The sequence below is a fragment of the Bifidobacterium sp. FKU genome, from assembly GCF_026016385.1.
Classification (GTDB): Bacteria; Actinomycetota; Actinomycetes; order Actinomycetales; family Bifidobacteriaceae; genus Bifidobacterium; species Bifidobacterium infantis.
The window spans coordinates 191,418-217,633 of the sequence record NZ_CP092888.1 but is presented as its reverse complement, the minus strand read 5'-3'; the positions used below and the strand labels follow the sequence as shown (position 1 = coordinate 217,633).

Sequence of the window (26,216 nt, the reverse complement as noted above, 5' to 3'; positions counted from 1 at the left end):
GCCCACGTCGTCCGGCACCGGCTACAGCTCCACGGCCTCCTTGCCCGGATCGTCCTTGATGTGGGCGAACTTGGCGGCCAGAGCCTCCTTGTTGCGCTTCTCGTCCTCCTCCTTGGCCCTCCTCTTGGCCTCGCCCGGATCCCAAAGCACATCGTCATGATGCTTGGTCCATTCGTCGCGGGCCAAAGGGGCGATGTATGCGGCGGTGGCGGCCAGGGTCCCGGCGTCCCCGGACCCGGCACGGGCATCGAGAAGCTCGGAAATCTGCCGATCGGTCAGGCAGATACGCGGAATCGAGCACTGTTCGCGCAACTCATTGACGTACAGCAGAATCGGCAGCACGGCGGTCGCCCGAGCCCGGGCGTCGGCGCCGGCGTCTTCGGCCACCACGCCCAGCAACGCATCGCATACGGCGAGCGCGGTGGCGAAACGGTCGGCGACGTCCTCAGGCTCGCCGGACGCGGCCAGGCGGCCCTGAACGGCGTCGGCCTCGATCTGCGACTCCACGTCGGCTATCGTGGCGCGGACGGCGTGCGCGACGGAGTCGCTCCAATGGACGCCCAGCGTCGCGGCGGCGTCGAAGACCAGCCGCGCATCACCGGATGTGCAATACCCGGCCATCGTATCGTAGGCGTCATTGGCGGCAAGCAGCGCATCAACGATGTTCTGCGGACGGCCGGGAATCTCATCGGCACCCTCATACACGAATTCGGCGTCGGGCACGGTGACGTCCTCGCCGGTCAGTACGCGGGCGAACGCGCGGGTGAGGCGCACCTGCAGATTCTCCGCGTACTTGGCGTCATTGTCCATTTGCATGGCTTCGGTCAGCGGCCATAGGCCGATAAGCGCCGAGCCGGCTTCGGCGGCCTCAGTTACCGCCGGCAATGCCGCGACCTGTGCGATTGCCTCACGATTGAGTTCAATGGTCATCTATGCTCCTTCGCGTCCACCACTCGATTGTAGTGCGTCTCGGCTCCCCTCTCCGAGGGGAGCCAATGTCCTAACACCAGTGTGCCGTTACTTGACGTTGGCTGCTGGGTCGACATACGTGATTGACATCACACGGCCGGTTTCGTTGTCATACGTCACCGAGGTCACGGAGGCGAGCGCCGTGTGCCGCAGGAACATCCAGTGCTCGGGGTGGCCGGTCTCCAGATAATGTCGATAACTGAAAATCGGCGATTCGTGGCTGACCACCACAATCTGCTCGCCGGGGTGCTGGGCCACCTTCTCGCGGGCGAAGTCGTCCATACGCGCCGCGATGTGCTGATAGGACTCGCCCCAGCTCGGCTTGTACAGGTTGGTGACGAGCTTCCAGTTGCCGTTCTTCCACAGCGCGCCCTCGCCATGGCCGATGCGCTTGCCACGGAACTCGTTGCCGGCCTCAATCACCCGTTCATCAGTGGTGAGCGTGAGCGGAGCCTCGCCACGAGCCTCGCGCACGGGGTTCAGCGCATCGAGAATCGCGCCGGCGGTCTCGCGCGTACGGTCGAGCGGCGAGGAGTAGACGGCTGCAATCGTATTGGTTTGGGGATTCTTGGCCAAGTACGCGGCGGTGGCTTGGGCCATGCGACGGCCAAGGTCGGAAAGATGGAAGTCGGGCAGTCGCTCATAGAGCAGATGGCCGGGGTTGTATACCTTGCCATGCCGGACGAAATGGATGGTGGTAGCGCTCATGAGTCGCCTTTCTGCTTCCCGCCCTGAAGGGCATGAGAACGTTGTCTTAATATCTCCAATCTACCGCGTGTCGCGGAGTGGACACCCGTAGAGTATCCGTGACGCAAATATGCGGATGGGAAAATCCGACGCAAACTTTGCGCGACCATGGACAACACATCATTCGATGAGGGCTTCGCCGGCCACGCCACGCCAGCGGGGGACATCCAATCGGGAGCGGAAAGGAGCGTAGTGCTGTTATGTCCAATAACTCGTCCAACTCGAACTCGAGCACCATTCTGGCCGGCATCAAGGAAGTAGGCCACAAAGTCTTTGGTGGGTATGCGGAACTACTGCGCATTCCGCATACCGCCCGTTATTCCATCGGCTCGGTCATCGCCTGCATGCCATTCCCGATGGTCGGCATGACCATCACCATTTCCGTACAGCATTATTACGGCAACTATTCGCTGGCCGGCATGCTCACCGCCATTCAGGCGATTGCGCTGGCCGTGGCCACGCCGCTGCTGGGCAAGCTGACCGACAAGTTCGGCCAGAGGCAGGTCTCGATTCCGACGATTATCGTTTGGATTGTGGCCGCCATCGCGCTGGTGACGGCGATTACCAACCGCGCGCCGGAATGGGTGCTGTACTGTCTGACGCCGTTCCTGGCCGCCATTCCGCCGTGGGGCGCGATGAGCCGCGCGCGCTGGACCAAGATTCTTAAGGGTGACCGGGAGCGCACGAACCGCGCGCTGTCGCTGTGCGGCGTGCTCGACGAATGCATGTGGGTGATCGGCAATCCGCTGGCCTCCACGCTGGCCGTGATCTCCGGTTTGCTGGCGTTCTCGTTCACTGGCATGTGCGTGGTGATCGGTGCGCTGATGTTCCTGACCGAGCTGACCACCGAGCCGCCATCGCAGACCGCGCTGGCGCGCGCCGAGGGCATCTCCCGCAAGGAATACCGTGAGCGCGAGGCCGCCAAAGCTGAGGCGCTGAAGGTGGAAACCGCCGCCGAGGAGACCCGCCGCCGTCTTGAGCGTGAAGGCGTGACCGATGAGGCCACGATTAACGCAGCCATTAAGCAGGCGGTCGCCGATGCGCGTTCGGGCAAGAAGGCGTCCATTTGGGGTCCGGGTCTGATTGCGGTGTGCGTCACCTGGTTCGGTTTGGGCGCGTTCCAGTCGGCCACGGGCATCTCGATTATTGCGTTCGCCACCGAAGCGAATATGAAGCAGTACACGGGCTTTGTGTTTGCCTGCTTCTCCTTCAGCTCGCTGATGGGCGCATTGGTGTATGGCGCGAAGAACTGGTCAATTGCCCTGTGGAAGCGCTTCTACTTCTGCCTGGCCGTGGTGAACATCGGCATCAGTACGTTCCTGTTCGCCAAGCATCTGTGGGTAATCATGATCATCTACTTGATTATTGGCGTATGCCAGGCCCCGACGTGGATCAACGGCAACCAGCTCATGTTGCATCTGGTGCCGCCCTCTCGCTTGACCGAGGGCATGGCGTGGATGGGTGCGATGAACTCCATCGGCTCCTCCGCCGGTTCGGCGATTGCCGGCCAGTTCATTGACCGCATGGGCTCGCATGGCGGCTTCATGGTGGTGACCACTTTAGCACTGGCCTCGCTGGTGATTGCGCTGATTGGCTTCAAACAGATCAAGGGCTCCACCGAGCAGCCGGCCCTTACCGAAGTGAGCGTGTGAGACAAAAGCTAAGCCCCCTCTGACGAGGGGGCTTAGCTATACGTCAAAACGCTACTTCGACCAGCCTTTGGGCGTGTGTTCCAGGGACCAGATGCCGAGCTTGTGGGAGAAGCTGTTCTGCCACTTGGCTTCAAGCTCCTCAGCATTCAGTCGATTTTCAGCGGACTTCAGACGGTTCATCGCATTGGTGTGCGTATCGTCGAGCAGCCACTTGCGAATCAAGAAGTTCCAGATCATCACCACGGCAGTGGCCACCAACTTGCCGATATTGGTACGCAACAGATATTCGGCATGCTGCGATACATAGGCATCGTGGTTCATGCCATAGGTGGAAATCCAGATAATCGCGTCATTCATGAACAGACCGACTACAGCGCCCACCACGAAGATAAGGATCTCCATCCAGCGCGCCATGTCATCACGATGCTTGAATACGAATTTCATGCTCGCCAGATAGTTGAAAATCAGCGAGATGATGAAAGAGATGGTGGCAGCCAGCACGTTGTGCATGTGGAATATGCCAACCAATAGGTTGAGGATACCCCAGTCGATAACAAAGGCGATGACGCCCACAATGCCGAACTTCATCAGCTGTTCAATCAATTTTCTCACAAGGGTATTCAACACTATTGGGCTGACTGCGGAACATATATTGGCTGAAAAGGCCAATAATCTCCCCAATTGGCCTTGCCCCGGTCCGCTCTGCGAGCAGCTTCCTACGTCCGCATGCCATGTTCAACAGCAGCCGCTGAGGCTAGACTGGAAGTGAACCGAATCAAGGAGGAATTATGCCCGTTATTCACACTCATGTGTCCGTGTCCACCACCCCTGAGCAGCGCGAGGCGTTGAAGGCCGCCTATGGCAAGGCGATTACCGCCGTGCCGGGCAAGTCCGAGGGCTGGCTGATGTGCCCGTTCGAAGACAATATGCCGATCTACTTCGGTGGTAGCGATGACCAGCCCGCCGCCTATGTGGAGGTCAACGTGTTCGGCCGCTCCGTGCCGGGCTCTGCTTGGGAAAAGCTGACCGAGAGCATTATGGCCGCGCTGAACTCCACGCTCGGCATTCCCGAGGACCGCACCTACATCCGTTACACCGCCACCACCGACTGGGGCTGGAATGGCGGCAACTTCTAGTTCGCGTATTCTGGCTCCCCTCAGTCAGCTTCGCTGACAGCTCCCCTCAAAGAGGGAAGCTCAGATATAGAAAGCCCGCCGGTGGCGGGCTTTCTACGTTTCAAGGGGCTGATTTCCAACATTCAGAAGCTCTACTAGCGTTTCAAGGGGCTTCTAAAACAAGAAACCCGGAGTATAAACATTGCAGTTTCAATGATCATACTCCGGGTTTCGCAATCGAAGAGCCCCTCGAAACGCAGATGGACCTCCGGAAAACCGGAAATCCGCCCCTCGAAAGCGAGTTACCTCACCTCGTGCCTGTCATCAGACGATCTTGGGCATAGGGGTGGTGAGGCTGGTGGTCAGGTTGACGTGGACCAGACCGGCACCGGCATGCACCTCGACCTTCTTCAGGGTCACGGTGCGCTCTTCTTCGGGGGCACGGTCGTTGTCGGTCATGGTCGCCGGGGACTTGACCGCCACGAACGTCAGATTGTCCAGCGAGATGCCTGCGCTCTGGCACAGTTCCATGGCCTCGGACACAGACTCGGTGAAGCCCGGCTTGTAGATCACGCGCTCGGCCGGTACGCCGTAGGCGTTCTCGGCCACCCACTTGGCGTTCTCGGTCAGGGCCATGCCCTTGTGCGAATGCGGTTTGGCCGGCATGGAGCCGTTCTGCAACGCATCGACGAAACCGTCAAGCTGCGGGACCAGCGCCTCGCCGCCGTCGCGGAACAGATTGCCGACGATCGGCGTGCGGAAGCCTAGCTCATCGGCGGTGGCCTGCAGGGACGGGACCTGATCGTCCTCGCCTTCCCACAGGTTGATGAGCGGGAAGGTCGGAATGTCCAGGTTCTCCAGGCGCTGCACGTGGAACGGGTAGCGCCAGGCCAGCTCGGGATCGTCGCGCCAGGTGGAGGCGCGGGTCACCACGATGGCGGCGGACGGCCACTGCGCGCCATACTCGCGACAGGCGATGTCCAGCCACTTCTGGGCACCGGCGTCGGTGCCGTAACCGGCTTCGACGACAACCACATCATGCAGAGCGCAGGCCATTTCCACGGAAACCAGCGTCGGAATGCCGATGGACACGTTGGCGAACGGGCCACCGTGCACGTAGACCGGGGAGCCGTTCACGGTCTCGGTCTTGGCCGGCTTGACCGCGTCGGCCAGAATGCCGGTGATGCGCCACAGGTCCACGAACTCGCCGAAGGTCACGGCCTTGCCGTCCTTGGTGCCGGCGATCATCTTGGATACACGCTCGGAAATCTCATCCATCGAGCGGGAGAGCACCATGATCTGCATGAGCTCGCAGGTCGGCGTGAGCACGACCTTCTCCGGCACGTTGCCCTTGCCGTAGTCCACGGCGGTGGAGCGCAGGGAGCGGCTCGGCACCTCGGAGACACGCGGCACGAGAATCGTGTCAAGCTTGCCTTCATCGATGGCCTTCTCGGCGAAGGAGACGAGCAGGTTCTGGGCCGCCTCGATGGCGCCCATTTCGCCGCACAGACCCCAGTCGATGAGCTCGGGGTGGGTCAGGGATGCCTTGCCGCCGCCGGAGGCACCGCCCTTGGAACCGGCTGCGGTGATGCCCATGCTCGGCTGACGCAGCACGGCGGCCGCATCAATGCCACGCTTGTTCAGGGCGTCGATCAAGGCGATGGTCGTGGTGGTCTTGCCTTCGCCGCGCGATGCCTTGAGTGGCGTATCGGCGGTGACGAGCACCACCTTGCCGTGCTTGCACGGGGCGTCCGGGTTCTCGGCCAGGTACTTCATGTAGCCGAATGCGTCGATCTTCTGGACCAGGCCGTACTGGCTGGTGAAGTCTTCGATGGTGGTCATTTAATGCCTTTCTGTGTTGATGATGGCGGAGCGGGGTGGTGGGGCGGCCGCCGCCGCCTCTTCGCCTAGAAACAGCCCACTGGGCTGTTTCTTAACAGCTTAGCCCCTCAGTCCGCTTCGCGGTCAGTTCCCCTCAGGGAGGGGAGCTCAATACGGACTAAAAGTCGGACATGTGGAAGCCGTTCTTCATCTCCATGCTGCGAGCGTACAGCACGGAGTCAAGCAGCTTGTCGGTTTCCTCCTTGAGCTGGTCGGCCATGGTCTGGTTGGCGGTGGCGAGAATCTCGCGCACTTCGGGGTTACGCAGCGCGGCGATGGTCTCGTCCGGGGTCATCGGCTGCACATCACCGTCTACGTTATCCGCCTCGAATTCCTCTTCGGCAGCAGACTGCGAGGCTTCCTCGGCGGCCGTCAAGCCAAGGCGTGCCACCTGCTCATCGGTGGCAGACACCAAACGGTGACCCATCGCGCCGGTCTTCTCCTGGTAGCGCTCGACGGCGTTGGACGTGGAGCGGAAGGCGCCATCGCATAGGGCTGCGATGATGCGGTTGGCCCAGTAGAAGTTCTCGGAAGTCACGCGGGTGGTGGTGTCTTCGAGGTAGGCGGGCGTGGCGTCCACGTTCGGGAAGAACGGTACCAGCGTGTTGAACGGGTTGGACCCGTATGCCATCCACTGAATAGCTCGGGAAGCCTGCGGGCGGTACGGGCGAATCTGCATCACCGCAAGCTGGCTCTGGCGGTTGATGCCGATCGGACGGTACATGTGGCGTGTGCGCTCATCGCCCAGCTGGCCGTACGGATCGAACGGAGTGCCCTGGTAGTGGGAGCTCAGCACGTACTTGATGTCTTCGATGGTCACCTTGCGCTCCGGCTGGCGGGCCCACGGGATGTCGTCGGAGGTGGGCTTGTGGTCGGCGTCCGGGCCGTCCCACACCTCGTCGTACGGGTTGAGGAAGCGCTGCATGTACCAGGCGCGCGGGGTGTTGTACACGTGGTCGGAGTCGGAGTGGGAGCCGAAGGCGTCGCGCGGGTTGAACGGGGTGGTGTTCTCCACCGCGAGGTCCAAATGGTTGGTTTCGATGAATTCGGCAAGGTCTTCGGAACACATGTGCGCTTCCTGGTCACCCAGGGCGTCCTCAAGGTCGAATTCGTCGATACCGAGCTGGTTCGGCATGGTCACGTAGGCCTCGTCCGGCACTCGCTTGGCAATCCAGTGATGGCCGCCCACGGTTTCCAGCCACCAGATTTCGTTGGAGTCAGAGAAGGCGACGCCGTTCATCTCGTAGGTGCCGAACTCCTCGAGCAGTGAGCCGAGGCGCTGGACGCCCTCGCGCGCGGTCTTGACATACGGCAGCACAATGGTCAGGAAGTCCTCTTCGCCGATGCCGCCGGGCACCTCGGGCTCATCGCCCTTGGCCGGCGTGTATTCCACGAACGGGTCGGCGCCGAGCACGCGCTCGTTGGTGGTCAGGGTTTCGGTGGCGCTCATCGCCACGTTCGCCTCGTTGACGCCGGCCTCGCCCCAAATACCTTCCTTGAGGTCCGCGTTCGGCACGGCGGTGTACTGCAGCGGGTCGTCCGGCAGGGTGATGGTCAGGTGGGAGATCACCGACTTATACTCACGCGGCTGCTCGCTTGGTTTGACGACGATGAAGCGCTTCGGATTGAACTCGCCGTTGGCGGAATCCTCGTTGCGGGCGATGATGGTCGAGCCGTCATAGCTCGCGTCTTTGCCTACCAGAATCGTGGTGCAGGCCATAGTGTGATGGTGTCCTTTCTTTGTTGTGGTCACGCTCCCGCTGGCGGGAGCTGAACGACGAAGTCGGACTGAAGGAGGTTTTGTACTGACCCACCCCTCAGTCAGTGATGCTGACAGCCCCCGCCTGCGGGGGCTCATGTGGCTCACGCCTTGCCGGTCAGGAAGACGCCGTCGGTGTCGGGAGTCTCGCCGCTGGCACGCAGCGCGTGCAGCAGTTCGTTGAGCCAGAATCCCTGGTTCAATCCGGGAAGCGGCTTCTTGGTGGCCCACACCTGCAGGTAATACTCATGATCCTTGTCCGGCGGCTGCGGTCCGTTGTACCGCATAATCACGGCCGGGTCAGTGCTACGACCAAGGAACTTGGAGGCCGAAGAATTGCGGCCTTGCACGGTCTCCGGAATCATGGCTGGCAGCTGGCGGGAGAAGTCCGGCGGGATGGCCAGCGCATGTGAGTCGTTGAAGTCGTACATCAGCGCGCCGATGGGCAGGTTGGCCACGGACCAGTGAATCCACTCGAAACCGCAGACCGGAATCGAATCCGGATCCACGAACTCCCAGTGCAGGTAACGAGCTTCGGGGTTCACATCATCGATGTAGAACGGGAAGGAGACCACAGGCACGCCACCATTGAAATATTCAGGGGCCGCGGCCTTGGCGAAATCGTCCGGAATGACGGTGAAATCGGCGGAAATCTTCATACCCACCAGTGTATCGCGAGCCATGTTGCAGATTTCAGTCTGCGGCAACTCAAAACGCCATCACAATACATGGTGATATCCAAACACGACTGAGGGCCTCCCCTCGACGGAAGGGAAGCCCTGGAATACCGAAAATGCCTTGCTTCCCATTCTCAAAGAGATAGAAAACAAGGCATCATCCCAATTATTCAGCCGATTGCTCGGCCACAGTCACTCAGCCGGAGTGTAGAAGTCGCCGTTGAGGGCCTTGGCGGCCTTCTCCTGCGCTTCTTCTAGCGTCCAGCTGGCCAGCTCGGCGCGCACATCGTCCAGAGCCACCGGGGTCATGGACAGCGAGTTGACGCCGATGCCTGCAAGCACCACGGCCAAATCCGGATCGGCGGCAGCCTCACCGCACACGCCCACCGGCATGCCGTGCGCGTTGCCGGCGTCGGCGATGAGCTTGATGGCGCGCAGCACCGCCGGGTGCCATGCGGTCTGGTAGTTGGCGACCGAGCCGAGCGTACGGTCGGCGGCCAGCGTGTACTGGGTCAGATCGTTGGTGCCGATCGAAACGAAGTCGGCCACCTCGGCCACCTTGTCTGCCATAAGCGCGATGGACGGCACCTCGGCCATCACACCGACCTTCTTCAGCCCGAAGGACTTGCCGAGCTTGACGAAGTAATCGGCCTCATGCTCGTCAGCGACCATCGGGGCCATGACCCACAGGTCGGCCTCGGTCTGGGCATCGGCGGCGGCGAGCGCCTTGAGCTGGCCTTCGAGCACGTTCATGTGAGCCTTCAGCGTGCGCAGACCACGCAGGCCGAGGGCGGGGTTCGGCTCGTCTTCCGGGGTGAGGAACGGCAGCGGTTTATCTGCGCCGGCGTCCAGCATACGGATCACGACCTTCTTGCCGGGGAAGCGGCTCAGCAGCTCGGCGTAGGCCTTGGTCTGCTCTTCCACGCTCGGCGGCTCGGAGTTGCCGATAAACAGGAACTCGGAGCGGAACAGGCCCACGCCTTCGGCGCCATACTCCAGGGCCGGGTCGGCATCAGCGGGCTTGCCCACGTTGGCGAGCAGCGGAATGTGGTGGCCGTCCTTGGTGGAGCCCGGCTTGCCGCGCAGCTCCTTGGCCTTGGCGGCGTGAGCCTTGGCGGCCTCGGCATCCTCGATCTCAGCAGCGGTCGGGTTGGTAACCACCACGCCCTTGGCGGCGTTGACGATGACCTGCTCACCATTGGCCAGGTTCTCGGCTTCGGCGGCGGAGACCACGGCCACGATGCCGCGAGCGCGGGCCAGAATGGCGGTGTGCGAGGTTGGGCCGCCCTGCGAAGTGACGATGGCCAGCACCTTGTTCAGGTCGATTGCGGCGGTGTCCGCGGGGGAAAGATCCTCGGCCACCAGCACGAACGGGGTCTCGCTTTCCGGAATGCCGGGAGCAGGCACGCCCATCAGGTCAGCGATCACGCGCTGGCCCACATCGTGCAGATCGGCGGCACGCTCGGCCTGGTATCCGCCGATGGCGCGGAACATATCCTCAACTGCGGCGAAGCCTTCCAGTACGGCGCGCTCTGCGGTTTTGCCGCCGTTGATCAGCGAGGTGATGCTGGCCGCCAGCGAGGGGTCGGACGCGAACATGGAGATGGCCTGCAGAATCGGGGCGGCCTGCTTGGCGCCTTCGTCGCCGTTGGCCGCTTCTTCGGCACGACGGCTCAGGTCGGCATTCACCACGGCCAGCGACTTAGTGACGCGGTCGATCTCTTTCTGCGCCGGCACGGTATCGGCACGGGGCGCGTCGGAAGGCTCCGGCAGAGGGACCGCCATACGAATAACCGAGCCGACCGCCACGCCGCGGCCAATGCCAACACCCTTGATTTCCATAATGGTTCTCCTTTGTTCGTAGGGTAGTAGTTCTTTGGAGCAGTGGCCTCGATGCCTACTTCGGAGTATGCAGCCGCAGCCATTGCCGGCAAGTTCTTCCTTGTTAGTTCCCCTATTATGGTGGTCTATCATCTGCAACACGCCAACGGTAATCGTTTTCTGGATTTTATTTTACGTCTCGGTATACTCGATATCAAGCAGCTGCCGCAATTGGCCGCATGACTTCCATTTCAGACAGACGCAAAGGAGTGTCCTTATGGTTACCCGCAACATCACCATCACTGATCCGGTCGGCATTCACGCACGTCCTGCAGCACAGTTTGCTCAGGCCGTGGCGGCCTCCGGCTGCAACGTCACCATCGCCAAGGAAGGCGGCGCGGCCGTCCCCGCAGGCTCGATTCTGTCCGTCATGGGACTGGGCGTTCAGCAGGGCGACACCGTGCAGATCACCGTTGAGGGAGACAACGCCGAGACCGTTGCCGACTCCCTGACCGAGACCCTGCTCGCCGCCGAGTAAACGGGCGAAACTTCTCTCACTTGCCAAACGGCCGCCCCGCCTGTCCGGGCGGCCGTCTTTTGTTCTATAGTGATTGCCGGTAATTTCACCGAGCCGGCTTGCTTTCTGGGAGAGGAGGCACACATGACCGCGAACGAGCCAGCGGAATCATCATCATCCGCCTCAATCGTCAATGTTGCCGCCATCGCGAATGTTTCCACGGCCACGGTATCCCGTGTGCTTTCCGGCAAACGCACCAAGGACGACGACATCGCCCGCCGCGTGCGAGCCGCGGCTCACAGCCTCAATTATTCGGTGAATTTTGCGGCCAGTGCGCTGCGTTCCACTGTGACGAGAACCATCGGCCTGATTGTGCCGAGCGTTCAGGATCCGTTCAGCGCACGGCTCATCGATACGCTTGAGCCGCTGGTCAACAGGAGCGGCCGGCAATTAGCGCTGAGCGTCGGCAGAACGCCGGAAGTGCAGAAGGAACGCATTGTGTTGATGGCCGCGCGCCATGTGGATGGACTGATTGTCGTGCCACTGCCCGGCATTGATTTGGGCGATGTGCTGGCGCAATATGCGCAGGAGATTCCTGCCGTGCAAATCGGAGGGTTGCAGCACACCACGTTCACGCCTGACTCCGAGCCGGTTCAGCCCGGCCTGCAACAGATTGCCGACGAGCTGCTGCGGCTGCTTGCCGATCAATCCAGCACCCCAGTACATGTCAACTTGCCTTCGCGCCTGATTGCTCCGGACTCGCAGGACGCCGAATAAATCGGGCGGCGGGAAGAACCTTACGGAATCAGCGCGCAGAACAGCGATTCAAACACCAGCAACGGGTTGCCATTGCCGGCAAGCCGCTTGCGGGTGTGCGCCACTTCGTCCAGACGGGCCACTGCCCCGGCACGGTTCAGTCGTACCGATAGCTCGGTGATGGCCGACCGATTCTCCAGGTTGATAAGCCCGACCGAATCTTCCGCGTTGTTCTGCAATACCGCCACGTCACGGTAGATGGAGGCGATGGAATTGAGCGCGCGGTCAAGTACATCGCGCGTGCGACGTGTGGTCAGCCGCTTGAGATCGTCCTTCTTAGCGATCTGATTGAACGCGCCGCGCAGTTTCGGCGGAATCCGCTCCCCCGGCTCAAGACCGTTGATACGGCGGAATTCCGCCTCTTGATCGGCCGCGGTGCGGCTTGCGTCCACCTCGGCCTGGGCCTTGGCGTTGTCGATGAGGTTGCCGGCCAGCAGCACCGCGTCCGAGGCGCGAGCGAGGTTCAGTACACCCACCACCAATTCGTCGCGATCCGTCATCACCTGCTTGTCAGTGGCGTACAACTTGGCGATGCCGATGTGTCCCTCGGCCAGACGGGCCGCACGCTGGGCGATTTTCGGCTCAACATTGGTAGTGGAGGTCAAGAATTCAGCCACCGCCGATGCGGAGGGCACGGCGAGATTCACAATGCGCGTGCGCGAGCGGATGGTGGGCAGCACGTCCTGGGCGCTGGGCGCGCATAGCAGCCAGATGCAGTGTTCGGCCGGCTCCTCGATCTCCTTCAGCAGCACATTGGTGGTGCGCTCCAGCATGCGGTCCACATCCTCGATAATGATGATGCGCCATGGTGCCGTGGCAGGCATTTGCTCGGAGGTGGTGATGATCTCGCGCACCTGGTCGATGCCGATGGTCACTTTGTTGGTGGTCAGCACCGTGACATCCGGGTGGGTGCCGGCGAGCACCTGTTGGGTGACGCGCGTGGGCTCATCGTTCATGCCGTGGTCGGGGCTTTCCAGCGCCGCCGCGAATGCTCGGGCCATATTGGAACGGCCGGAGCCGGGAGGCCCGCAAATCAGCCACGACTGGGTGATCTGCCCCGGGTCGCCCTGCGCGATGCGACTGAGCATGTCGATTACCGGCTGCTGACCGACTAGTGAATCCCATACGCTCATCGGACACCGCCCATCGTCACGGCTCCTGTAGACGCCCCGGATCGCGCCATCACCGTATCCACATCTGCAACATTGTCCCGCAGCAGTGTCTGAATGTCCGCTTCGATGGCGGACCACACCTGTTCGATGGACTGGCTGGCATCGATCACGTGGAAACGATTCGGCTCGGCCGCGGCCAAGTCGAGGAACGCCTGACGGGTGCGGGACTGGAAGTCGCTGCCGGCCGACTCCATGCGATCTTCGGCATGCTCAAGACGATTGTGGGAAAGCGCCGGATCCATGTCCAGCAGATATGTGCGGTCGGGCAGCAGGTTGTTGGTGGCCCACATGCTTAAGGATCGAATCTCTTCTGGCGTGAGTTCGCGGCCACCGGCCTGATAGGCCAAGGAAGAGTCTATATAGCGGTCGGTGATCACCACTTCACCGCGCTCCAATGCCGGGCGGATGGTTTCGGCAACGTGCTGGGCTCGGTCTGCAGCGAATAGCAGCGCCTCGGCGCGCGGTGCAATGTCGACGGCGCCCCCATCCACACCGTGCAACAGCAGTTGGCGAATGGCCTTGCCTAACGCAGTGCCTCCCGGCTCACGGGTAACGACCACGGTACGCCCCTGAGCCTCAAGATACGCACGCAGCCGCTCGACTTGCGTGGTCTTGCCCACGCCATCGACACCTTCAAACGAAACAAACAGACCGCTCATGCTATTGACCTTAGCGTTAGGCGCAGAGTTGCGCCCAACAGGCAGTTAAACCAGCTCTACCTCCGTTTCAAGGGGCTGATTTGGTCTTTTCTGAAGGTCTACTTCCGTTTCGAGGGGCTGTTGCCCAAGTAGACAACGTTCCAAAACGGCGGAATGACGTTGGCGCGGAGCCGTTCATACTCGTGGTTCAGCAGATGACCAGCCCCTTGAAGCGGAAGTAGATATTCTCAAAACGAGAAATCAGCCCCTTGAAACGCAAGTAGAGCAATAATTCCGCTCAGCCACGCTTGGGAATTACGGCGGGGCGCTCGTAGCCCTCGTTGGCGGTCAGCCAGTCGACATCCTTCTTGACGGTGGCGGCGGTGGAGCTGAGCTTTTCGGCGATGCGTTGGTTGGACCAGCCCTTGTTCGCCAGCTTCTTCACCTCGGCACGGCGTTCGGCGCGCCTGGCCTCCTGCGCCGAAACCGCAGCCGAAGCAGCGCCCTTCTTGCCCTTGCCGGCAACGGCCTTGGCGCCACCGGCACGCCCAGCACCGCGACGGCCACGGGTGGAGGGACCAGCCGCACGCTTTTCGGCGAGCAGTCGGAAGGCGTCATCAGGGGTGATGGATTCAGGCGTGTACTGGCGCGGCACCGTGCGGTTGGTCTCGCCATCGGTGATGTACGCGCCGAAACGGCCGTCCTTGATGGTCACGTTCTTGCCGGTGTTCGGGTCCTTGCCCAAATCACGCAGCGGCGGCTTGGCGGCACCACGGCCACGCCCGCGGCCGTACTTGGGCTGCGAGAACAGTTCTTTGGCCTTGTCGATATCGACCGTGAAGATCTCGTCTTCCGAGGCCAGCGAGCGGGTCTCCGACTTGCCGTCGGCACCCGTCTTGGTCAGGTAGGGGCCGTAGCGACCGTTGTTGGCGGCCACCGTGCATTCGGATACCTCGCCGGTTTCGGCGTTGGTTTCCTCGTATGTGCCCACTTCGCGCGGCAGGCTCAGCAGCTTTAGCGCGTCTTCCAGCGACAGTGATTCAGGGCTCATCGTCTTGAACAACGAGGCCATCTTCGGGCGCGACGCGGCGGCGGCCGCGGCCTTCTTCGAACCCTTCTTGGCCGCAGAAGCACCAGCAGTATCACCAGCAGCGCCAGCCGAAGCCTCAGCCGGCGGCACCAACGCCACATACGGCCCGAACCGGCCATTGCGCACCTCGACGGTACCGCCGGATACCGGGTCAACGCCCAGCTCGCGCGGTCCACCGGAGTGGTTGTCGATCAAATCGCGGGCCACGGCCACCGTCAGCTCATCCGGCGCGATGGTGTCCGGCAGGGAGGCGCGCTTCGGGTTGCCTTCGGCGTCCAGATGCTCCATATCTTCCAGATACGGGCCGTAACGGCCGACGCGCACGTGCAGGCCGTCGCCGATGTCGATGGTGTTGATGGCGCGCGCGTCGATCTCGCCGAGCTGCGCGACCTGCTGCTGCAGGCCTTCGTGCGCCTCGTCGGCGTTGCGGGCGGCACCCTCGCCGGAGCCGAAGTAGAAGTGGGTGAGCCAGTCGCGGCCGGATTCCTCGCCGTGGGCGATGCGGTCAAGGCCGTTTTCCATCTCGGCGGTGAACTGGTAGTCGACCAGCTTGGGGAAGTTCGTTTCCAGCAGCTTGGTCACGGAGAATGCCAGCCAGCTGGGGATCAGCGCACGGCCACGCTCATACACATAGCCGCGATCCATAATCGTGGAGATGATGCTCGCGTAGGTGGACGGGCGGCCGATCTCCTTAGCCTCCAGCGTCTTGACCAGCGTGGCCTCGGTGTAGCGGGCCGGTGGCTGGGTTTCATGGCCGTCCGGTTCGATGTCGCTTGCCTCGACCTGCTGGCCGACGCTCATCGGCGGCAGGGAGGTGTTGGATTCGGATGCGTCACCCCTGACGGCCTTGGCGTCCGTCTTGCCGGCGGCAGCAGCAGCCTGGTCCGAGCCAGCCCCGGCACCGGGAGCGGCGGCCTTGGGCTTGCGTCCCTCCCCCGTGGCCTTCATAAAGCCGGGGAATTCGATGACTGTGCCGGACGCCTGGAACACGGCCTCGCCCTCGGTGGGGCCAGCCGGCGCAGACAGGCGCACGGTGGCGGTGGAACCGGTGGCGTCAGCCATCTGGCAGGCAAGCGTGCGCTGCCAGATCAGCGTGTATAGGCGCAGCTGGTCGCCGGGAAGTTTGGAAGCCAGCTCATCCGGGTCGTGGAAGCGCGAGCCCGCCGGGCGAATACACTCGTGGGCTTCCTGCGCGCCGGCGGTCTTGGTGGCGTATTGCTTGGGCTCGTCAGAGAGGAATGCGTCGCCAAAATGATAGGAGACGGCGTTGCGGGCGGCGGCGATGGCCTCCTGCGACAGCGTCACCGAATCGGTTCGCATATAGGTGATGTAGCCGTTCTCGTACAAGCTCTGTGCTGCACGCATCACGGCGCGAGCACCCATGCCGAGGCGATTGCCGGCGGTCTGCTGCAGGGTCGAGGTGGTGAACGGCGGCTGCGGGCGGCGGCGGTACGGCTTGGTTTCCATCGACATCACAGTGAAATCGGCGGTCTTCAGTGCCGAAGCCACGGCGGTGGCACCAGCCTCATCAAGCTGGCGAACGTTCGCCGCGAACCCGTCCGGGGTCAGCTGGCCGTCGGCACCGAAATCCTTGGAGCCGGCGAGTCGCTTGCCGCCGAGCGCGATCATGCGGGCGGAGAATTCGCCACGCTCCCCCAGCGCGTCAGGCGCGGACAGCGTGGCGACGATATCCCAGTACGGCGCGCGCCTGAACGCCATACGCTCGCGCTCGCGTTCCACGATCAGTCGGGTGGCCACGGACTGCACGCGGCCGGCGGACAGGCCCGGTCCCACCTTGCGCCACAGCACCGGCGACAGCTCATAGCCGTACAGACGGTCGAGAATACGGCGAGTCTCCTGAGCGTCGACCATATGGCTGTCGACATCGCGCGTTTTGCCCAGCGAGGCGTTGATGGCGTTCTTGGTGATCTCGTGGAACACCATGCGCTTGACCGGCACCTTGGGTTTCAAGGTCTGCACCAAGTGCCACGCGATGGCCTCGCCCTCGCGATCCTCATCAGTCGCCAGATAGAGTTCGTCGGCGTTCTTCAGGGCCGATTTGAGTTCGCTGACCGTACGCTTCTTATCGCCGTCCACGATGTAGTAGGGCTTGAACCCGTCGTTGACGTCCACGCCGAACTTGCCGAACTTGGCCTTGTCTGCCACGGGCACCTGGCTGGGCTGCGCGAGGTCGCGGATATGACCGACCGACGCCATGACGGTATACCCCTTGCCCAGGTAGTCACCGATTTTGTGGGCCTTGGTCGGAGACTCCACAATCACCAGTTTGGTAGCCATACCCACTCCTTATGTATTGCGCGAAACACACGACGTTTCTGGCGTCATAATACTCATGAATCATGTCCAACTGCCAAATTCCGCCGTTGCGCCGGACAAATTCGGCCGTTCGCACCCCATGTTTTATCATTTGGGCGGTGCCGGCGGAGCGCCGATCAGCCCCAGCCGGCTTAAGGGCGCGGCGGTGATCTGACGCAGGGCCAGCAACAGTCCGAATGCGAGCATGGCCACGCCCATAATGCCTACAACAGCGCTGACATTCGCTCCCTGAACCGCCCAGCTGGCGCTGACGTTGAGCCCCGGCACCACCTGCCAGATCACATAACCGCTGTAGACGAGCAACAGCAGGCCCCCGGTAATCAGCACGCTGCCGACGATTTGCACGCTCACTGAGGAGACGCGGTGGCCCGGCTCGTCCATGCCGGACTTGCGTGTAACTGCCAGAGCGAGCAGGGCCAATCCCGCCACCAGCAGGATGGACATCGCCACATCCGAAGGGCGATGCCATTGTCCGTATATCACGGAAACGCCCACGGTCACCGCCCAAACCACGCCGATGACGCCCGCCAAAGCTCGAACCGCACGAGGCACGGCAAGCAGCAGAATCACAGCACAGGCTGCGGCCAGCATCGCATGCCCGGAAGGCGCGGAATTAGCGGCAGGCGATTCAGTGTTGATGATGAACGGACGCGGCAACAGACCCTTGATACGGGTGACGGCCAAGCAGACCACGGCGAACACGGCGATTTGCCCGGCCAACCACCAGCGGCGTCGAATCAGCGCCGTAATAATGCCGATTGCGGCAATTGTGCAGCTGACAGCGATAACCAGCCAGGATTGTGCGACGGCGTTCATCACGCCGGTGGTCCAGGACGGTACATCGTTGTGCAGGTTTTTCCAAACCAGTTCGTCATACGATTGTCCGTTTTCGGTAAACACGCACCCCCACCACACGCCGAAGCCGACAGCGATCAGGAGCAGACCGAATACCACGCACAGTACGCGGCTGGAGATTCGCGGGCGCACGGTGAGCGGGTCAAGCCGGGCCAAGCCACGGTCGATATCAGATGCCCCATCCGCATCGTTCATGTCCAGCGGCCTGAAATCCCGTAAGGAGCCTGATGTGGATGCCGATGCATCTGAACCGGAGACCGGGCCGAGCGCAGCCAATGGGTCAACAACGTTCGACGACGAGTCAGGCTGCGCTGCGCCTGAGCCGACCAGATTGACCGCCGCATGCGGGTCACGAATTCTAGGGGTCTGTGCGTCATTCATACGTTCGACTGTACGGCCGCGCCCCGGACAGGGGACCACGCTAGTGCCAGCTCACAGCCAAATCCGCACATAAAGAAAACCTCCACGCACCCGCCAGAGGCCACTTACCCTTGCTGCATTCCTGCCCTGGGGGAGTTGGGTGACATAGCGCCGCGTGGAGGCTGGGGATAAGTCTATGGAGACGTATGGACCAGCGCAACGACACGAAACGTGCGTGCCGGGTCGCGCGGCAGGCCAACCAGCGCATTCAGGCAATATTCACGCCGTATCAAGGAGCGTTCCCAATTGTAAGAATTCCGGAAAAATACCGGTATCAACGCGTGTGGTTACGCTCACGTCAAACGATTGTTCAAGGCCAACAGTTACGGTGGACACCATGGCTTCTTATACTCGTCGTGCACATTCGGGAGGCAATGGCCCCGCTCTGAGGCAACCGCGCACCGCGCAAAGCAGAGCCGACCACTCCGCGCAGGAGGGCCCCTATACGCCCCAGGAGAGCCGTTCCCGCCACGCAAGCCACAAGGCTTCCAATAGCCATCGAGCTCCGAACAGGAAGAAGAACACGGGAAAAGGCAAGCACCGTGTACTGAAATGGGTGCTGGGCATCTTCTTCTCCCTGATTGGGCTGGGCGTGCTGGCCGGTATCGCAGTATTCGCATATCTGTACACCACCACTGAGGTCCCGCAACCCGAAAAGTTCGCGTTGGCCGAGAAAACCACCGTGTATTACGCGGACGGCACCACCGCGATCGGCTCCTACGCGGAGCAGAATCGTTCAATCATTTCTTGCGAGGGGTTGCCGGACTACATCGGCAACGCGATTGTGGCGTCCGAAAACCGTACGTTCTACACGGATAAAGGTCTTGATCTGAAGGGCATCGCCCGCGCATTCATTAATAATGTGACCAAGGGCACGCGCCAAGGTGGTTCCACCATCACCCAGCAGTATGCCGAGCGGTATTACATGGGCGAAACCACATCCTATGCGGGCAAGGCGCGCGAGGCCATCATGGCCCTCAAGATCGCACGGACCGAGTCCAAGGACGAGGTGCTGTGCAACTACATGAACACCATCTATCTGGGCCGCAACTCCTACGGTATCCAGGAAGCAGCCAAGGCATACTTCAATAAGGACGCCAAGGATCTGACGCTGTCTGAGGCGGCGATGATCGCCGGCATTATTCCGTCACCGTCCACGTGGGATCCAGCCGATAACGCCGATATGGCCAAATCGCGCTTCAAGCGTGTGCTGAACATCATGCAGGAGGATGGTTACATCACCGCCAGGCAGTACACTGATGCCAAGTTCCCGCAGACCGCCGCGGTGGCGCAGCAGAACGAGTACGCGGGGCCGAACGGTTATCTGCTGGATATGGTGCGCCGTGAGCTGGTGCAGTCCAAGGCCTTTACCAAAGAGGATTTGGATACCGGCGGATACAAGATCATCAGCACCATCGACAAGGGCAAGCAGGATCTCATGCAGTCCATCGGCGACACCCGCCTGGGCGACATGCCTGAATCCCTGCAGATCGGCGGCATAGCGCTGGACCCGAAGACCGGTGAAGTATTGTCCGTATACGCCGGTTCGGATTATCTGTCCAAGCAGCTCAACAACGCCGATCAGGCCCTGTTCGAACCGGGTTCGACTATGAAGCCGTTCGCTTTGCTGGGGGGCCGCGCAATCCGGCGTCAGCTTCGATACGTTGTTCAACGGCAATTCCCACCAGCACTTCACCGGCTTGGATCAAGAGGTGAATAACGCTCTGGAGAACAACTGGGGCAGCATCAATCTGTATCAGGCCACCGCGAACTCGGTGAACACGGTGTTCATGAACGTCAATGAGCATCTGACGCCGAAACGCACGGCCGATATCGCCCATGAGGCTGGCATCCAGGGCGACATCGACGAGGCCTCCATGTACAACGTGCTCGGCATCAACGCCCTGACCGTATGGGATCTGGCGCAGGGCCATTCGACCATCGCCAACAATGGTGTGAAAAACACCTTGCATATGGTGTCCAAAGTGCTCGACTCCCACAACAAGGACATGTACAACGCACCCAGCGAAGGCACCAAGGTGTTCGACGCCAATGATTGCGCCCTGGTACAGGAAGCCATGCAGGGCACGACCACCTACGGCACCGCGGCCGGCACATCGGCCAAGCTGGGCCGTCCCATCGCCGGCAAGTCCGGCACCGCCAACGACGAACTGGCATCATCGTTCGTGGGGTACACCCCAAGCATGATGAATGTCTGGGCCATCTGGAACCCGGATGGCAACGGCAATCCTCAAGTGGTGCCAGCCTTCTCGGGATATGGCATCTCCTCCACCGGATATCCGGCGCACCTGTTCCAGGAATTCATGGCCCAGGCCCTGCAGGGCACGGCGGTGGAGCAGTTCCCGACGGCCAAAGACAACGGCAAGATCGGCGGCCCCGATGGCACTTGGGGCCTGGCCAGGGGGCAGAGCGGCGTCCAACCCTACGCCAACAACCAGTCCAACGCCAACAGGCAGTCCACCGAAGACGCGCAGAAGCAGGCTGAGCAGGACGCACAGCAGAAGGCGGCCGAAGAGGAAGCCAAGAAGCGACAGCAGGCCCAGGAGTTCGCCCAGCAGTGCCTCGCCAATCCGAGCTATTCCACCGAGTGCCCGAATTATCCCGGCACCACTACCGACGGAGACAACGAGAACAAACGGTAACGATAATGGGTAATTCCGGAGGCACCGGCGGGAACACCGACACCAACGGCGTCAAGTAGTAAGTAGACACAGACAACGAAGCTCCCTCTGATGCAATCAGAGGGAGCTTCGTTTTGCTCTGTTAGCGCTCAGCGCTGACGCTGAGAACGGTTGATGGCGGAGATAATCGCCTTCAGGGCGCTGGTGGTAATCGACGAGTCGATGCCTACGCCCCACACGATCTGCGCGTCATCGGCCTCGCCGATCTGGCATTCCACGTACGAGGCTGCCATGGCGTCGGTGCCGACGGACATGGTGTGCTCCACGTAATCCATGATCGAGGCTTCCACGCCGAAGTTGGAAATGGCGTTCAGGAAGGCGGCGATCGGACCGTTGCCTATGCCGGACGCCTCGCGCTCCACGGGCTCATCGTCCCCGACGTTCACGCCGCGGTCGAGCAGGCGGGCCTTGAGCACGGTATCGGAACCATCCTCCCCGGAGCTGACGGCCACCTTGAGCAGCTTCAGCCGACCCCACGGCTCAAGCGAGGCGTCATGCGTATCGCCCACAACCACACCGGCGGCGGTCATGCCGGACTGTTCGACCGGCAGATACTCGTCCTTGAACAGACGCCAGATATCCCCGTCCTTGACTTCCTTCTTGGTCGTGTCAGCGTAGTTCTGCACGATCTTGTCGAATTCGATCTGCAGACGCTTGGGCAGGTCAAGATTGTGGTTGGTCTTGAGCAGGTAGGCCATGCCGCCCTTGCCGGACTGCGAATTGACGCGAATGATGGCCTCGTACGTGCGGCCGATGTCCTTCGGGTCGATCGGCAGGTACGGCACGAGCCACACGAAGCTGTCAAGATCAGCGCCAGCGCGCTCGGCGGCCACCTGACGAGCCTCGAGACCCTTCTTGATGGCATCCTGATGCGAACCGGAGAACGCGGTGAACACGAAGTTGCCGGCGTACGGGTGACGCTCGGAGATCTTGATCTGGTTGCAGTATTCGACCGTCTTGCGGATCTCGGGCACGTTGGACAGGTCAAGCTGCGGGTCGATGCCTTGGGTGAGCCAGTTGAGGCCCAGCGTGACCAAGTCGACGTTGCCGGTACGCTCGCCGTTGCCCAGCAGGCAGCCTTCCACGCGGTCGGCGCCGGCCAACACGGCCAGCTCGGTGGCAGCCACGCCCATGCCTTCGTCGTTGTGCGGGTGCAGGGAGAGCACCACGGAATCACGATCGTCAAGGTGGGTGGAGACGTACTCCACTTCGTCGGCGAACACGTTCGGCGTGGTCATTTCCACGGTGGCGGGCAGGTTGATGATCATCGGGTGCTCGGGAGTCGGCTTGATAACACCGATCACGGCGTTGCACACCTCAACGGCGTACTCCGGCTCGGTGCCGGTGAAGGATTCCGGCGAGTACTCATAGTACAGGTCGATGCCCTTGGCCTCGTTCTCGAGGTCCTTGCACAGTTCGGCGGCGTCGGTGGCGAGCTTCTTGATCTCTTCCTTGTTCTTGCGGAACACGACCTCGCGCTGCAGCACAGACACGGAGTTGTAGAAGTGCACGATGGCGCGCTTGGCACCCTTCAGCGCCTCGTATGTGCGGCGGATGAGGTGCTCGCGGCATTGGGTGAGCACCACGATGGTCACGTCGTCCGGGATAAGCTCACGCTCGATGAGCATACGGATGAAGTCGAAATCGGTCTCGGAAGCGGACGGGAAGCCCACCTCGATCTCCTTGAATCCCATGGAGACGAGCAGGTTCCAGAAACGCAGCTTGCGTTCGGAATCCATCGGGTTGACGAGGGCCTGATTGCCGTCGCGAAGATCGACGGAGCACCAGCGCGGCGCGCGCTGCAGTCGCTTGCCCGGCCACGTGCGCTCCGGGTAATCAAACGGGATCTGCTCGCTGTATGAGGCGTACTTGTTGTACGGCATACGACTCGGCTTCTGCGGATCGCCGATGAATCGCGCCGGAGGCAGCAGCGGGTCGTTGTTCCCCCCATTGGACGCTGCGGCTACCGCTGCGAGATCAAAAACGGATGATTGATCCTGACCCATTGTTCCTCCTTTACTGGTTATTGCGCGGGCCCTCTTGCGGACGCGACTGCGGCGTTGTGCCAGGGCGGCGCCGGGCCACGCGGATTTGTCAATACGCACGTAACATCCTACAGGCCGGTTCGGGCAAACCCGCGGGAAATGCCGTATCGTGGCATTTGCTTATGCACCTGGCTGGCATGAGGGCACTCAGCGTCGGCGCCGGGCCACGCTTTGACTCCGGCACAACACCCCGCCTGCGATACCCCACCAGATGGCCCTCCATACGTCGGCGGCGGGCCAAATATTGGTACTGCACCGACAGCCAAACGGCTCAGCGTCGTCAGCGGACCAACTTATGGCGAAATACCGACTCTGGGAAAGCTTATCGTCGGCAAACTGCCAGGCTATGGCACACTACCGACACTACGAGGCCCACAACCATCGGCAACGCGACAAATATTGGCCCACCGCCGACGCTAGCCTCTTTGAGCGTCGGCGCCGGGCCATTCCATGAATCAGTAACGACGCCAATGGTCTCAGAACGTCAGCATAGGGACGCTGTCTGGATCTCCACCGACGCTGCATGACAAAATCGCGGCACCATCAAGCAACAACACGGCTGCGGCACCCCGCCCTGCCCCGTCCCTTGCTGTGCCAGTCCTGTGAACGCGCGGGCGATCCGCCGCCCGGCAACATAGACTGAAGAGCTATGACGAGCTTGCGATTCCGCGAAGACGGCAGCTTCCGCGTGCTGCAAATGGCCGACGTACAGGACGGCCCCGATGTGTTGCCCGACACCATCCGCCTCATCCGCGAGGCCATCCGCGAAGCCGATCCGGATCTTGTGGTGTTCACCGGCGACCAGATCCGCGGCTATGATCCCGCCTACATCGACACGTTCCTGCGCCGCCGCGGCGAGGAGCCGGGCGCTCGCGTGCGCGCGGTCACCGAGATCGAGGCCAAAATCCGCGGGATCAAGCGTCACCCCGTAATTCGCAAAGTATCCGATCGCGTGGCCGATCGTCTCACCGAAGCCGGCAAGCCTGTTCCAGCCGCGCTGCTTGACCCCGATACCGTGACGAACGCCGTCGCCGCTGCCGGCGCCGATTCGACCGACGTGATCACGACTTCCGAAGTAGGCGATTCCGTTGAGACCAGCCCCACGCCCGAGACGGTTTCCACCCTCGTATATTCAACGCAATCCGGCAAGGCCAGCCCCGCACACGAGACGCCGGCGACCCTCGACGAACTCATGAATGAGACCCGCGAAAAGGTCCGCCGCACGTTCTCCGGTTTCCTTGGTCCGGTCGTCGAGGCCGGCGTGCCCTTTGCCGCCACCTACGGCAACCACGACTTCCAATGCGGCATTCTGGCCGACGAACAGGATGACATCTACCGCGAATACCCCGGCTGCCTGAACCCCGACGACAGTCTCGAGCCCGGCACGTTCGCGCTGCCCGTCGAGTCCTCCGATGGTTCCGGCCGCGTGGCCATGTCCGTTATGATGGTCAATTCAGGCGATTATGCCGGCAAACCCGAAGAAAACGACGCCCAATACCCGGCGTATGTGGTCAATCCGCGAGGACTTGACCTAGCCGACGCCGACGGGTACGGCACCCCCACCCCCAAGGCCATCGAATGGCTGGGGTCCGTCCAAACCGAGTTGGGCGAGCGCAATGGCGACGGCAAGCCCGTGCCGGCCATCGCCTTCCAGCACATTCCGCCGCAGGAATTCTACGATTGTCTGAAGGAAGTGCCCGCATGGACGCCGAACGCCGTGGAAGGCGCGCGCACGCACGCCGGGCGTTGCTATGTGCTCAACCATGAGGTCTGCCGCCCCGGCTCGCGGCTCGGCGAGGCGATCGGCTGCGCGGACGAGAATGTGGGCGAGGTGGATGCCTTGCGCGAGGCTGGCGGCTATTTCGCGCTGTTCTGCGGGCATGACCATAAGAACTCTTTCGTTGGTCATGTGCATGATATCGATCTGGGCTATGCGCCCACGTGTGGGTTCGAATGCTATGGTCCCAAGTCGCGGTACCGCGGCATTCGCCTGTTTGAATTCCATGAGAGCAATCCGGCGGGCTATGTGACCCGCATGCTCACATGGGGTAATCTGGTCGGCCGCTACTCCAGCAACGAGCTGCGCGTCTGGTTCGAGGATCATTGCGTTACCGGAGCGGTCAGCGCGCGCAACGAGCTGCGCCGCCCGCAGGTGTTCGCCGTGGTGGCCGGCGCGATGAGCCTTGGCTTTATAGCCATCATCCGTTCGCTGATCAAGGCCGCGCGCTAAACCTACTTAAACAGGCTCACCCCGCGACGGGCCGTGCAATACGCGTTGCCCAGCCAGGTATGGCGGGAATTGGGCCAGACGGCTCCCAGTCGCGGTGCGTTCTGGCTCATCCAGATGCTCGGCACACGGCCGTCTGCGGAGCGTGAGCCGAGCAGATTGAAGCCGTTCTTTTCCAGCAGCCACTCCGGGTGCTGGGTGGCGATGGCCAAGCCTTCCTCGAGGGTGAGCGGCAGGCGCTCATCGGAGTCGATAAGCTTGCGGGCCACATCCGGCTCGCGATTGATATAGCACGTGCCGGTGTGTGGATTGACGACCAGATAGAACGGGCCTTCCGGCGGCATGAATCCGTCTTGCGGCAGGAAGCTGGCGATGTCTCGCGGAGGCATGGTGGTAAAGCCGGCCATGCGGTTGATGGAGGTTCGCGCAATCAGCGATTCGGGCGAGACTAGCTCGCGCGTAGGCACCAGTAGGATGTTCGAGCCGAGATCGGAATGCTCGAGCGCGCCGATGAGCGGCTCGGCAAGCGCGCGGAATGCGGCGGCACTCATATCCGCCACGTCCGGGTAGCCGAGGGCCACGATACGATCGAGTTGCTTTTGCGCCTCTACTGATGCGATAGACATGGCTACCAGTGTAGAACACTGCCGTCTCTTCGCTAGTCACTTTGCCAGTTATGGAGAGGATATCGGGCTGCGCGGCGCGGGGTACGCCATGGGGTGCACCGCCGAGCCACCATATGGGAAGACGGCCACTGTTGTTCTGCATGTTTCGTA

19 protein-coding genes, 1 other RNA gene and 1 pseudogene are annotated in these 26,216 nt (G+C 61.9%); 7 read left to right on the top strand and 14 right to left on the bottom strand.

Going from position 1 to position 26,216, the window contains the following annotated elements; translation table 11 throughout:
- Nucleotides 1-21 precede the first annotated feature (21 nt).
- A complete protein-coding gene (locus tag MMB48_RS00970; RefSeq protein WP_032744962.1) occupies nucleotides 22-930 on the bottom strand; it encodes a hypothetical protein in 909 nt (302 codons plus the stop codon).
- An 87-nt stretch (nucleotides 931-1,017) separates the two neighbouring features.
- Nucleotides 1,018-1,677, bottom strand: a complete 660-nt coding sequence (locus MMB48_RS00965; protein ID WP_032744964.1) for a histidine phosphatase family protein — start codon at nucleotides 1,675-1,677, stop codon at nucleotides 1,018-1,020.
- Between the two features lie 239 nt (nucleotides 1,678-1,916).
- Between MMB48_RS00965 and MMB48_RS00960 the strand changes: the two genes are divergently transcribed.
- Nucleotides 1,917-3,368 (top strand): MFS transporter, encoded by a 1,452-nt coding sequence (locus MMB48_RS00960; protein ID WP_032744966.1) that lies wholly within the window; start codon nucleotides 1,917-1,919, stop codon nucleotides 3,366-3,368.
- A 51-nt stretch (nucleotides 3,369-3,419) separates the two neighbouring features.
- Here the strand turns inward: MMB48_RS00960 and MMB48_RS00955 are convergent, their stop codons facing one another.
- On the bottom strand, nucleotides 3,420-3,956 hold the full coding sequence (locus MMB48_RS00955) for a GtrA family protein (RefSeq protein ID WP_032744967.1): 537 nt from the start codon (nucleotides 3,954-3,956) through the stop codon (nucleotides 3,420-3,422).
- Between the two features lie 200 nt (nucleotides 3,957-4,156).
- On the opposite strand from MMB48_RS00955, the gene MMB48_RS00950 reads away from it, so the two are divergent.
- The gene (locus tag MMB48_RS00950; RefSeq protein ID WP_012576632.1) at nucleotides 4,157-4,504 is read left to right on the top strand and encodes a phenylpyruvate tautomerase MIF-related protein; all 348 of its coding nucleotides are present in this window, start codon (nucleotides 4,157-4,159) and stop codon (nucleotides 4,502-4,504) included.
- A 303-nt stretch (nucleotides 4,505-4,807) separates the two neighbouring features.
- Here the strand turns inward: MMB48_RS00950 and MMB48_RS00945 are convergent, their stop codons facing one another.
- The 4 genes from MMB48_RS00945 to ptsP form a co-directional block, all read right to left on the bottom strand.
- Nucleotides 4,808-6,325 carry a formate--tetrahydrofolate ligase gene (locus MMB48_RS00945; protein ID WP_032744968.1) on the bottom strand — a complete coding sequence of 506 codons (1,518 nt, stop codon included), beginning with the start codon at nucleotides 6,323-6,325 and terminating at the stop codon, nucleotides 4,808-4,810.
- Nucleotides 6,326-6,482: 157 nt separating this feature from the next.
- Nucleotides 6,483-8,084, bottom strand: coding sequence for a C69 family dipeptidase (locus MMB48_RS00940; RefSeq protein WP_032744970.1), 1,602 nt, complete (start codon nucleotides 8,082-8,084; stop codon nucleotides 6,483-6,485).
- Nucleotides 8,085-8,227: 143 nt separating this feature from the next.
- A complete protein-coding gene (locus tag MMB48_RS00935) occupies nucleotides 8,228-8,782 on the bottom strand; it encodes a YbhB/YbcL family Raf kinase inhibitor-like protein (protein ID WP_032745126.1) in 555 nt (184 codons plus the stop codon).
- Between the two features lie 210 nt (nucleotides 8,783-8,992).
- The gene (ptsP, locus tag MMB48_RS00930; protein ID WP_032744972.1) at nucleotides 8,993-10,642 is read right to left on the bottom strand and encodes a phosphoenolpyruvate--protein phosphotransferase; all 1,650 of its coding nucleotides are present in this window, start codon (nucleotides 10,640-10,642) and stop codon (nucleotides 8,993-8,995) included.
- Between the two features lie 51 nt (nucleotides 10,643-10,693).
- On the opposite strand from ptsP, the gene MMB48_RS00925 reads away from it, so the two are divergent.
- The 3 genes from MMB48_RS00925 (at nucleotide 10,694) to MMB48_RS00915 (ending at nucleotide 11,915) form a co-directional block, all read left to right on the top strand.
- A complete protein-coding gene (locus MMB48_RS00925) occupies nucleotides 10,694-10,864 on the top strand; it encodes a hypothetical protein (protein WP_162859228.1) in 171 nt (56 codons plus the stop codon).
- Between the two features lie 34 nt (nucleotides 10,865-10,898).
- Nucleotides 10,899-11,159 carry an HPr family phosphocarrier protein gene (locus MMB48_RS00920; protein WP_032744973.1) on the top strand — a complete coding sequence of 87 codons (261 nt, stop codon included), beginning with the start codon at nucleotides 10,899-10,901 and terminating at the stop codon, nucleotides 11,157-11,159.
- Between the two features lie 123 nt (nucleotides 11,160-11,282).
- Nucleotides 11,283-11,915: a LacI family DNA-binding transcriptional regulator gene (locus MMB48_RS00915; protein ID WP_032744975.1), complete on the top strand. Its 633-nt coding sequence runs from the start codon at nucleotides 11,283-11,285 to the stop codon at nucleotides 11,913-11,915.
- 20 nt (nucleotides 11,916-11,935) lie between these two features.
- On the opposite strand, the gene MMB48_RS00910 is transcribed toward MMB48_RS00915, so the two are convergent.
- From MMB48_RS00910 to ffs, 5 genes are all read right to left on the bottom strand, one after another.
- The gene (locus MMB48_RS00910) at nucleotides 11,936-13,087 is read right to left on the bottom strand and encodes a DNA polymerase III subunit delta' (protein ID WP_032744977.1); all 1,152 of its coding nucleotides are present in this window, start codon (nucleotides 13,085-13,087) and stop codon (nucleotides 11,936-11,938) included.
- Nucleotides 13,084-13,785 carry a dTMP kinase gene (gene tmk / locus MMB48_RS00905; RefSeq protein ID WP_032744979.1) on the bottom strand — a complete coding sequence of 234 codons (702 nt, stop codon included), beginning with the start codon at nucleotides 13,783-13,785 and terminating at the stop codon, nucleotides 13,084-13,086. Before tmk ends, MMB48_RS00910 begins: the two co-directional genes overlap by 4 nt.
- 277 nt (nucleotides 13,786-14,062) lie before the next feature.
- Entirely contained in the window at nucleotides 14,063-17,152 is a 3,090-nt protein-coding gene (gene topA / locus MMB48_RS00900; RefSeq protein ID WP_032744981.1) for a type I DNA topoisomerase, read from the bottom strand.
- Between the two features lie 126 nt (nucleotides 17,153-17,278).
- On the bottom strand, nucleotides 17,279-18,427 hold the full coding sequence (locus MMB48_RS00895; protein ID WP_032744983.1) for a phosphatase PAP2 family protein: 1,149 nt from the start codon (nucleotides 18,425-18,427) through the stop codon (nucleotides 17,279-17,281).
- Nucleotides 18,428-18,498: 71 nt separating this feature from the next.
- Nucleotides 18,499-18,593: signal recognition particle sRNA small type (gene ffs, locus MMB48_RS00890), an RNA gene on the bottom strand.
- Nucleotides 18,594-19,022: 429 nt separating this feature from the next.
- On the opposite strand from ffs, the pseudogene MMB48_RS00885 reads away from it, so the two are divergent.
- A pseudogene (locus tag MMB48_RS00885) lies at nucleotides 19,023-21,188 on the top strand (transglycosylase domain-containing protein).
- Between the two features lie 69 nt (nucleotides 21,189-21,257).
- Here MMB48_RS00885 and leuA read toward each other — a convergent pair.
- Nucleotides 21,258-23,174 (bottom strand): 2-isopropylmalate synthase, encoded by a 1,917-nt coding sequence (leuA, locus tag MMB48_RS00880; protein ID WP_012576620.1) that lies wholly within the window; start codon nucleotides 23,172-23,174, stop codon nucleotides 21,258-21,260.
- 688 nt (nucleotides 23,175-23,862) lie between these two features.
- On the opposite strand from leuA, the gene MMB48_RS00875 reads away from it, so the two are divergent.
- Nucleotides 23,863-25,443, top strand: a complete 1,581-nt coding sequence (locus MMB48_RS00875; RefSeq protein ID WP_032744989.1) for a metallophosphoesterase family protein — start codon at nucleotides 23,863-23,865, stop codon at nucleotides 25,441-25,443.
- Nucleotides 25,444-25,445: 2 nt separating this feature from the next.
- On the opposite strand, the gene MMB48_RS00870 is transcribed toward MMB48_RS00875, so the two are convergent.
- On the bottom strand, nucleotides 25,446-26,066 hold the full coding sequence (locus MMB48_RS00870; protein WP_032744991.1) for a DUF5701 family protein: 621 nt from the start codon (nucleotides 26,064-26,066) through the stop codon (nucleotides 25,446-25,448).
- Nucleotides 26,067-26,216: the final 150 nt, after the last annotated feature.

Excerpts from the sequence above, each read along its gene's own strand:
- MMB48_RS00940 (WP_032744970.1), bottom strand. The coding sequence starts at position 8,084 with ATGGCCTGCACCACGATTCTGGTAGGCAAAGACGCGAGCTATGACGGC.
- MMB48_RS00920 (WP_032744973.1), top strand. The coding sequence starts at position 10,899 with ATGGTTACCCGCAACATCACCATCACTGATCCGGTCGGCATTCACGCA.
- MMB48_RS00915 (WP_032744975.1), top strand. The coding sequence starts at position 11,283 with ATGACCGCGAACGAGCCAGCGGAATCATCATCATCCGCCTCAATCGTC.
- MMB48_RS00950 (WP_012576632.1), top strand. The coding sequence starts at position 4,157 with ATGCCCGTTATTCACACTCATGTGTCCGTGTCCACCACCCCTGAGCAG.
- MMB48_RS00925 (WP_162859228.1), top strand. The coding sequence starts at position 10,694 with ATGCCTACTTCGGAGTATGCAGCCGCAGCCATTGCCGGCAAGTTCTTC.
- MMB48_RS00970 (WP_032744962.1), bottom strand. The coding sequence starts at position 930 with ATGACCATTGAACTCAATCGTGAGGCAATCGCACAGGTCGCGGCATTG.
- MMB48_RS00895 (WP_032744983.1), bottom strand. The coding sequence starts at position 18,427 with ATGAATGACGCACAGACCCCTAGAATTCGTGACCCGCATGCGGCGGTC.
- MMB48_RS00870 (WP_032744991.1), bottom strand. The coding sequence starts at position 26,066 with ATGTCTATCGCATCAGTAGAGGCGCAAAAGCAACTCGATCGTATCGTG.
- MMB48_RS00965 (WP_032744964.1), bottom strand. The coding sequence starts at position 1,677 with ATGAGCGCTACCACCATCCATTTCGTCCGGCATGGCAAGGTATACAAC.
- MMB48_RS00955 (WP_032744967.1), bottom strand. The coding sequence starts at position 3,956 with ATGAAGTTCGGCATTGTGGGCGTCATCGCCTTTGTTATCGACTGGGGT.
- MMB48_RS00945 (WP_032744968.1), bottom strand. The coding sequence starts at position 6,325 with ATGACCACCATCGAAGACTTCACCAGCCAGTACGGCCTGGTCCAGAAG.
- MMB48_RS00935 (WP_032745126.1), bottom strand. The coding sequence starts at position 8,782 with ATGAAGATTTCCGCCGATTTCACCGTCATTCCGGACGATTTCGCCAAG.
- leuA (WP_012576620.1), bottom strand. The coding sequence starts at position 23,174 with ATGGGTCAGGATCAATCATCCGTTTTTGATCTCGCAGCGGTAGCCGCA.
- tmk (WP_032744979.1), bottom strand. The coding sequence starts at position 13,785 with ATGAGCGGTCTGTTTGTTTCGTTTGAAGGTGTCGATGGCGTGGGCAAG.
- ptsP (WP_032744972.1), bottom strand. The coding sequence starts at position 10,642 with ATGGAAATCAAGGGTGTTGGCATTGGCCGCGGCGTGGCGGTCGGCTCG.
- MMB48_RS00960 (WP_032744966.1), top strand. The coding sequence starts at position 1,917 with ATGTCCAATAACTCGTCCAACTCGAACTCGAGCACCATTCTGGCCGGC.
- MMB48_RS00875 (WP_032744989.1), top strand. The coding sequence starts at position 23,863 with ATGACGAGCTTGCGATTCCGCGAAGACGGCAGCTTCCGCGTGCTGCAA.
- topA (WP_032744981.1), bottom strand. The coding sequence starts at position 17,152 with ATGGCTACCAAACTGGTGATTGTGGAGTCTCCGACCAAGGCCCACAAA.
- MMB48_RS00910 (WP_032744977.1), bottom strand. The coding sequence starts at position 13,087 with ATGAGCGTATGGGATTCACTAGTCGGTCAGCAGCCGGTAATCGACATG.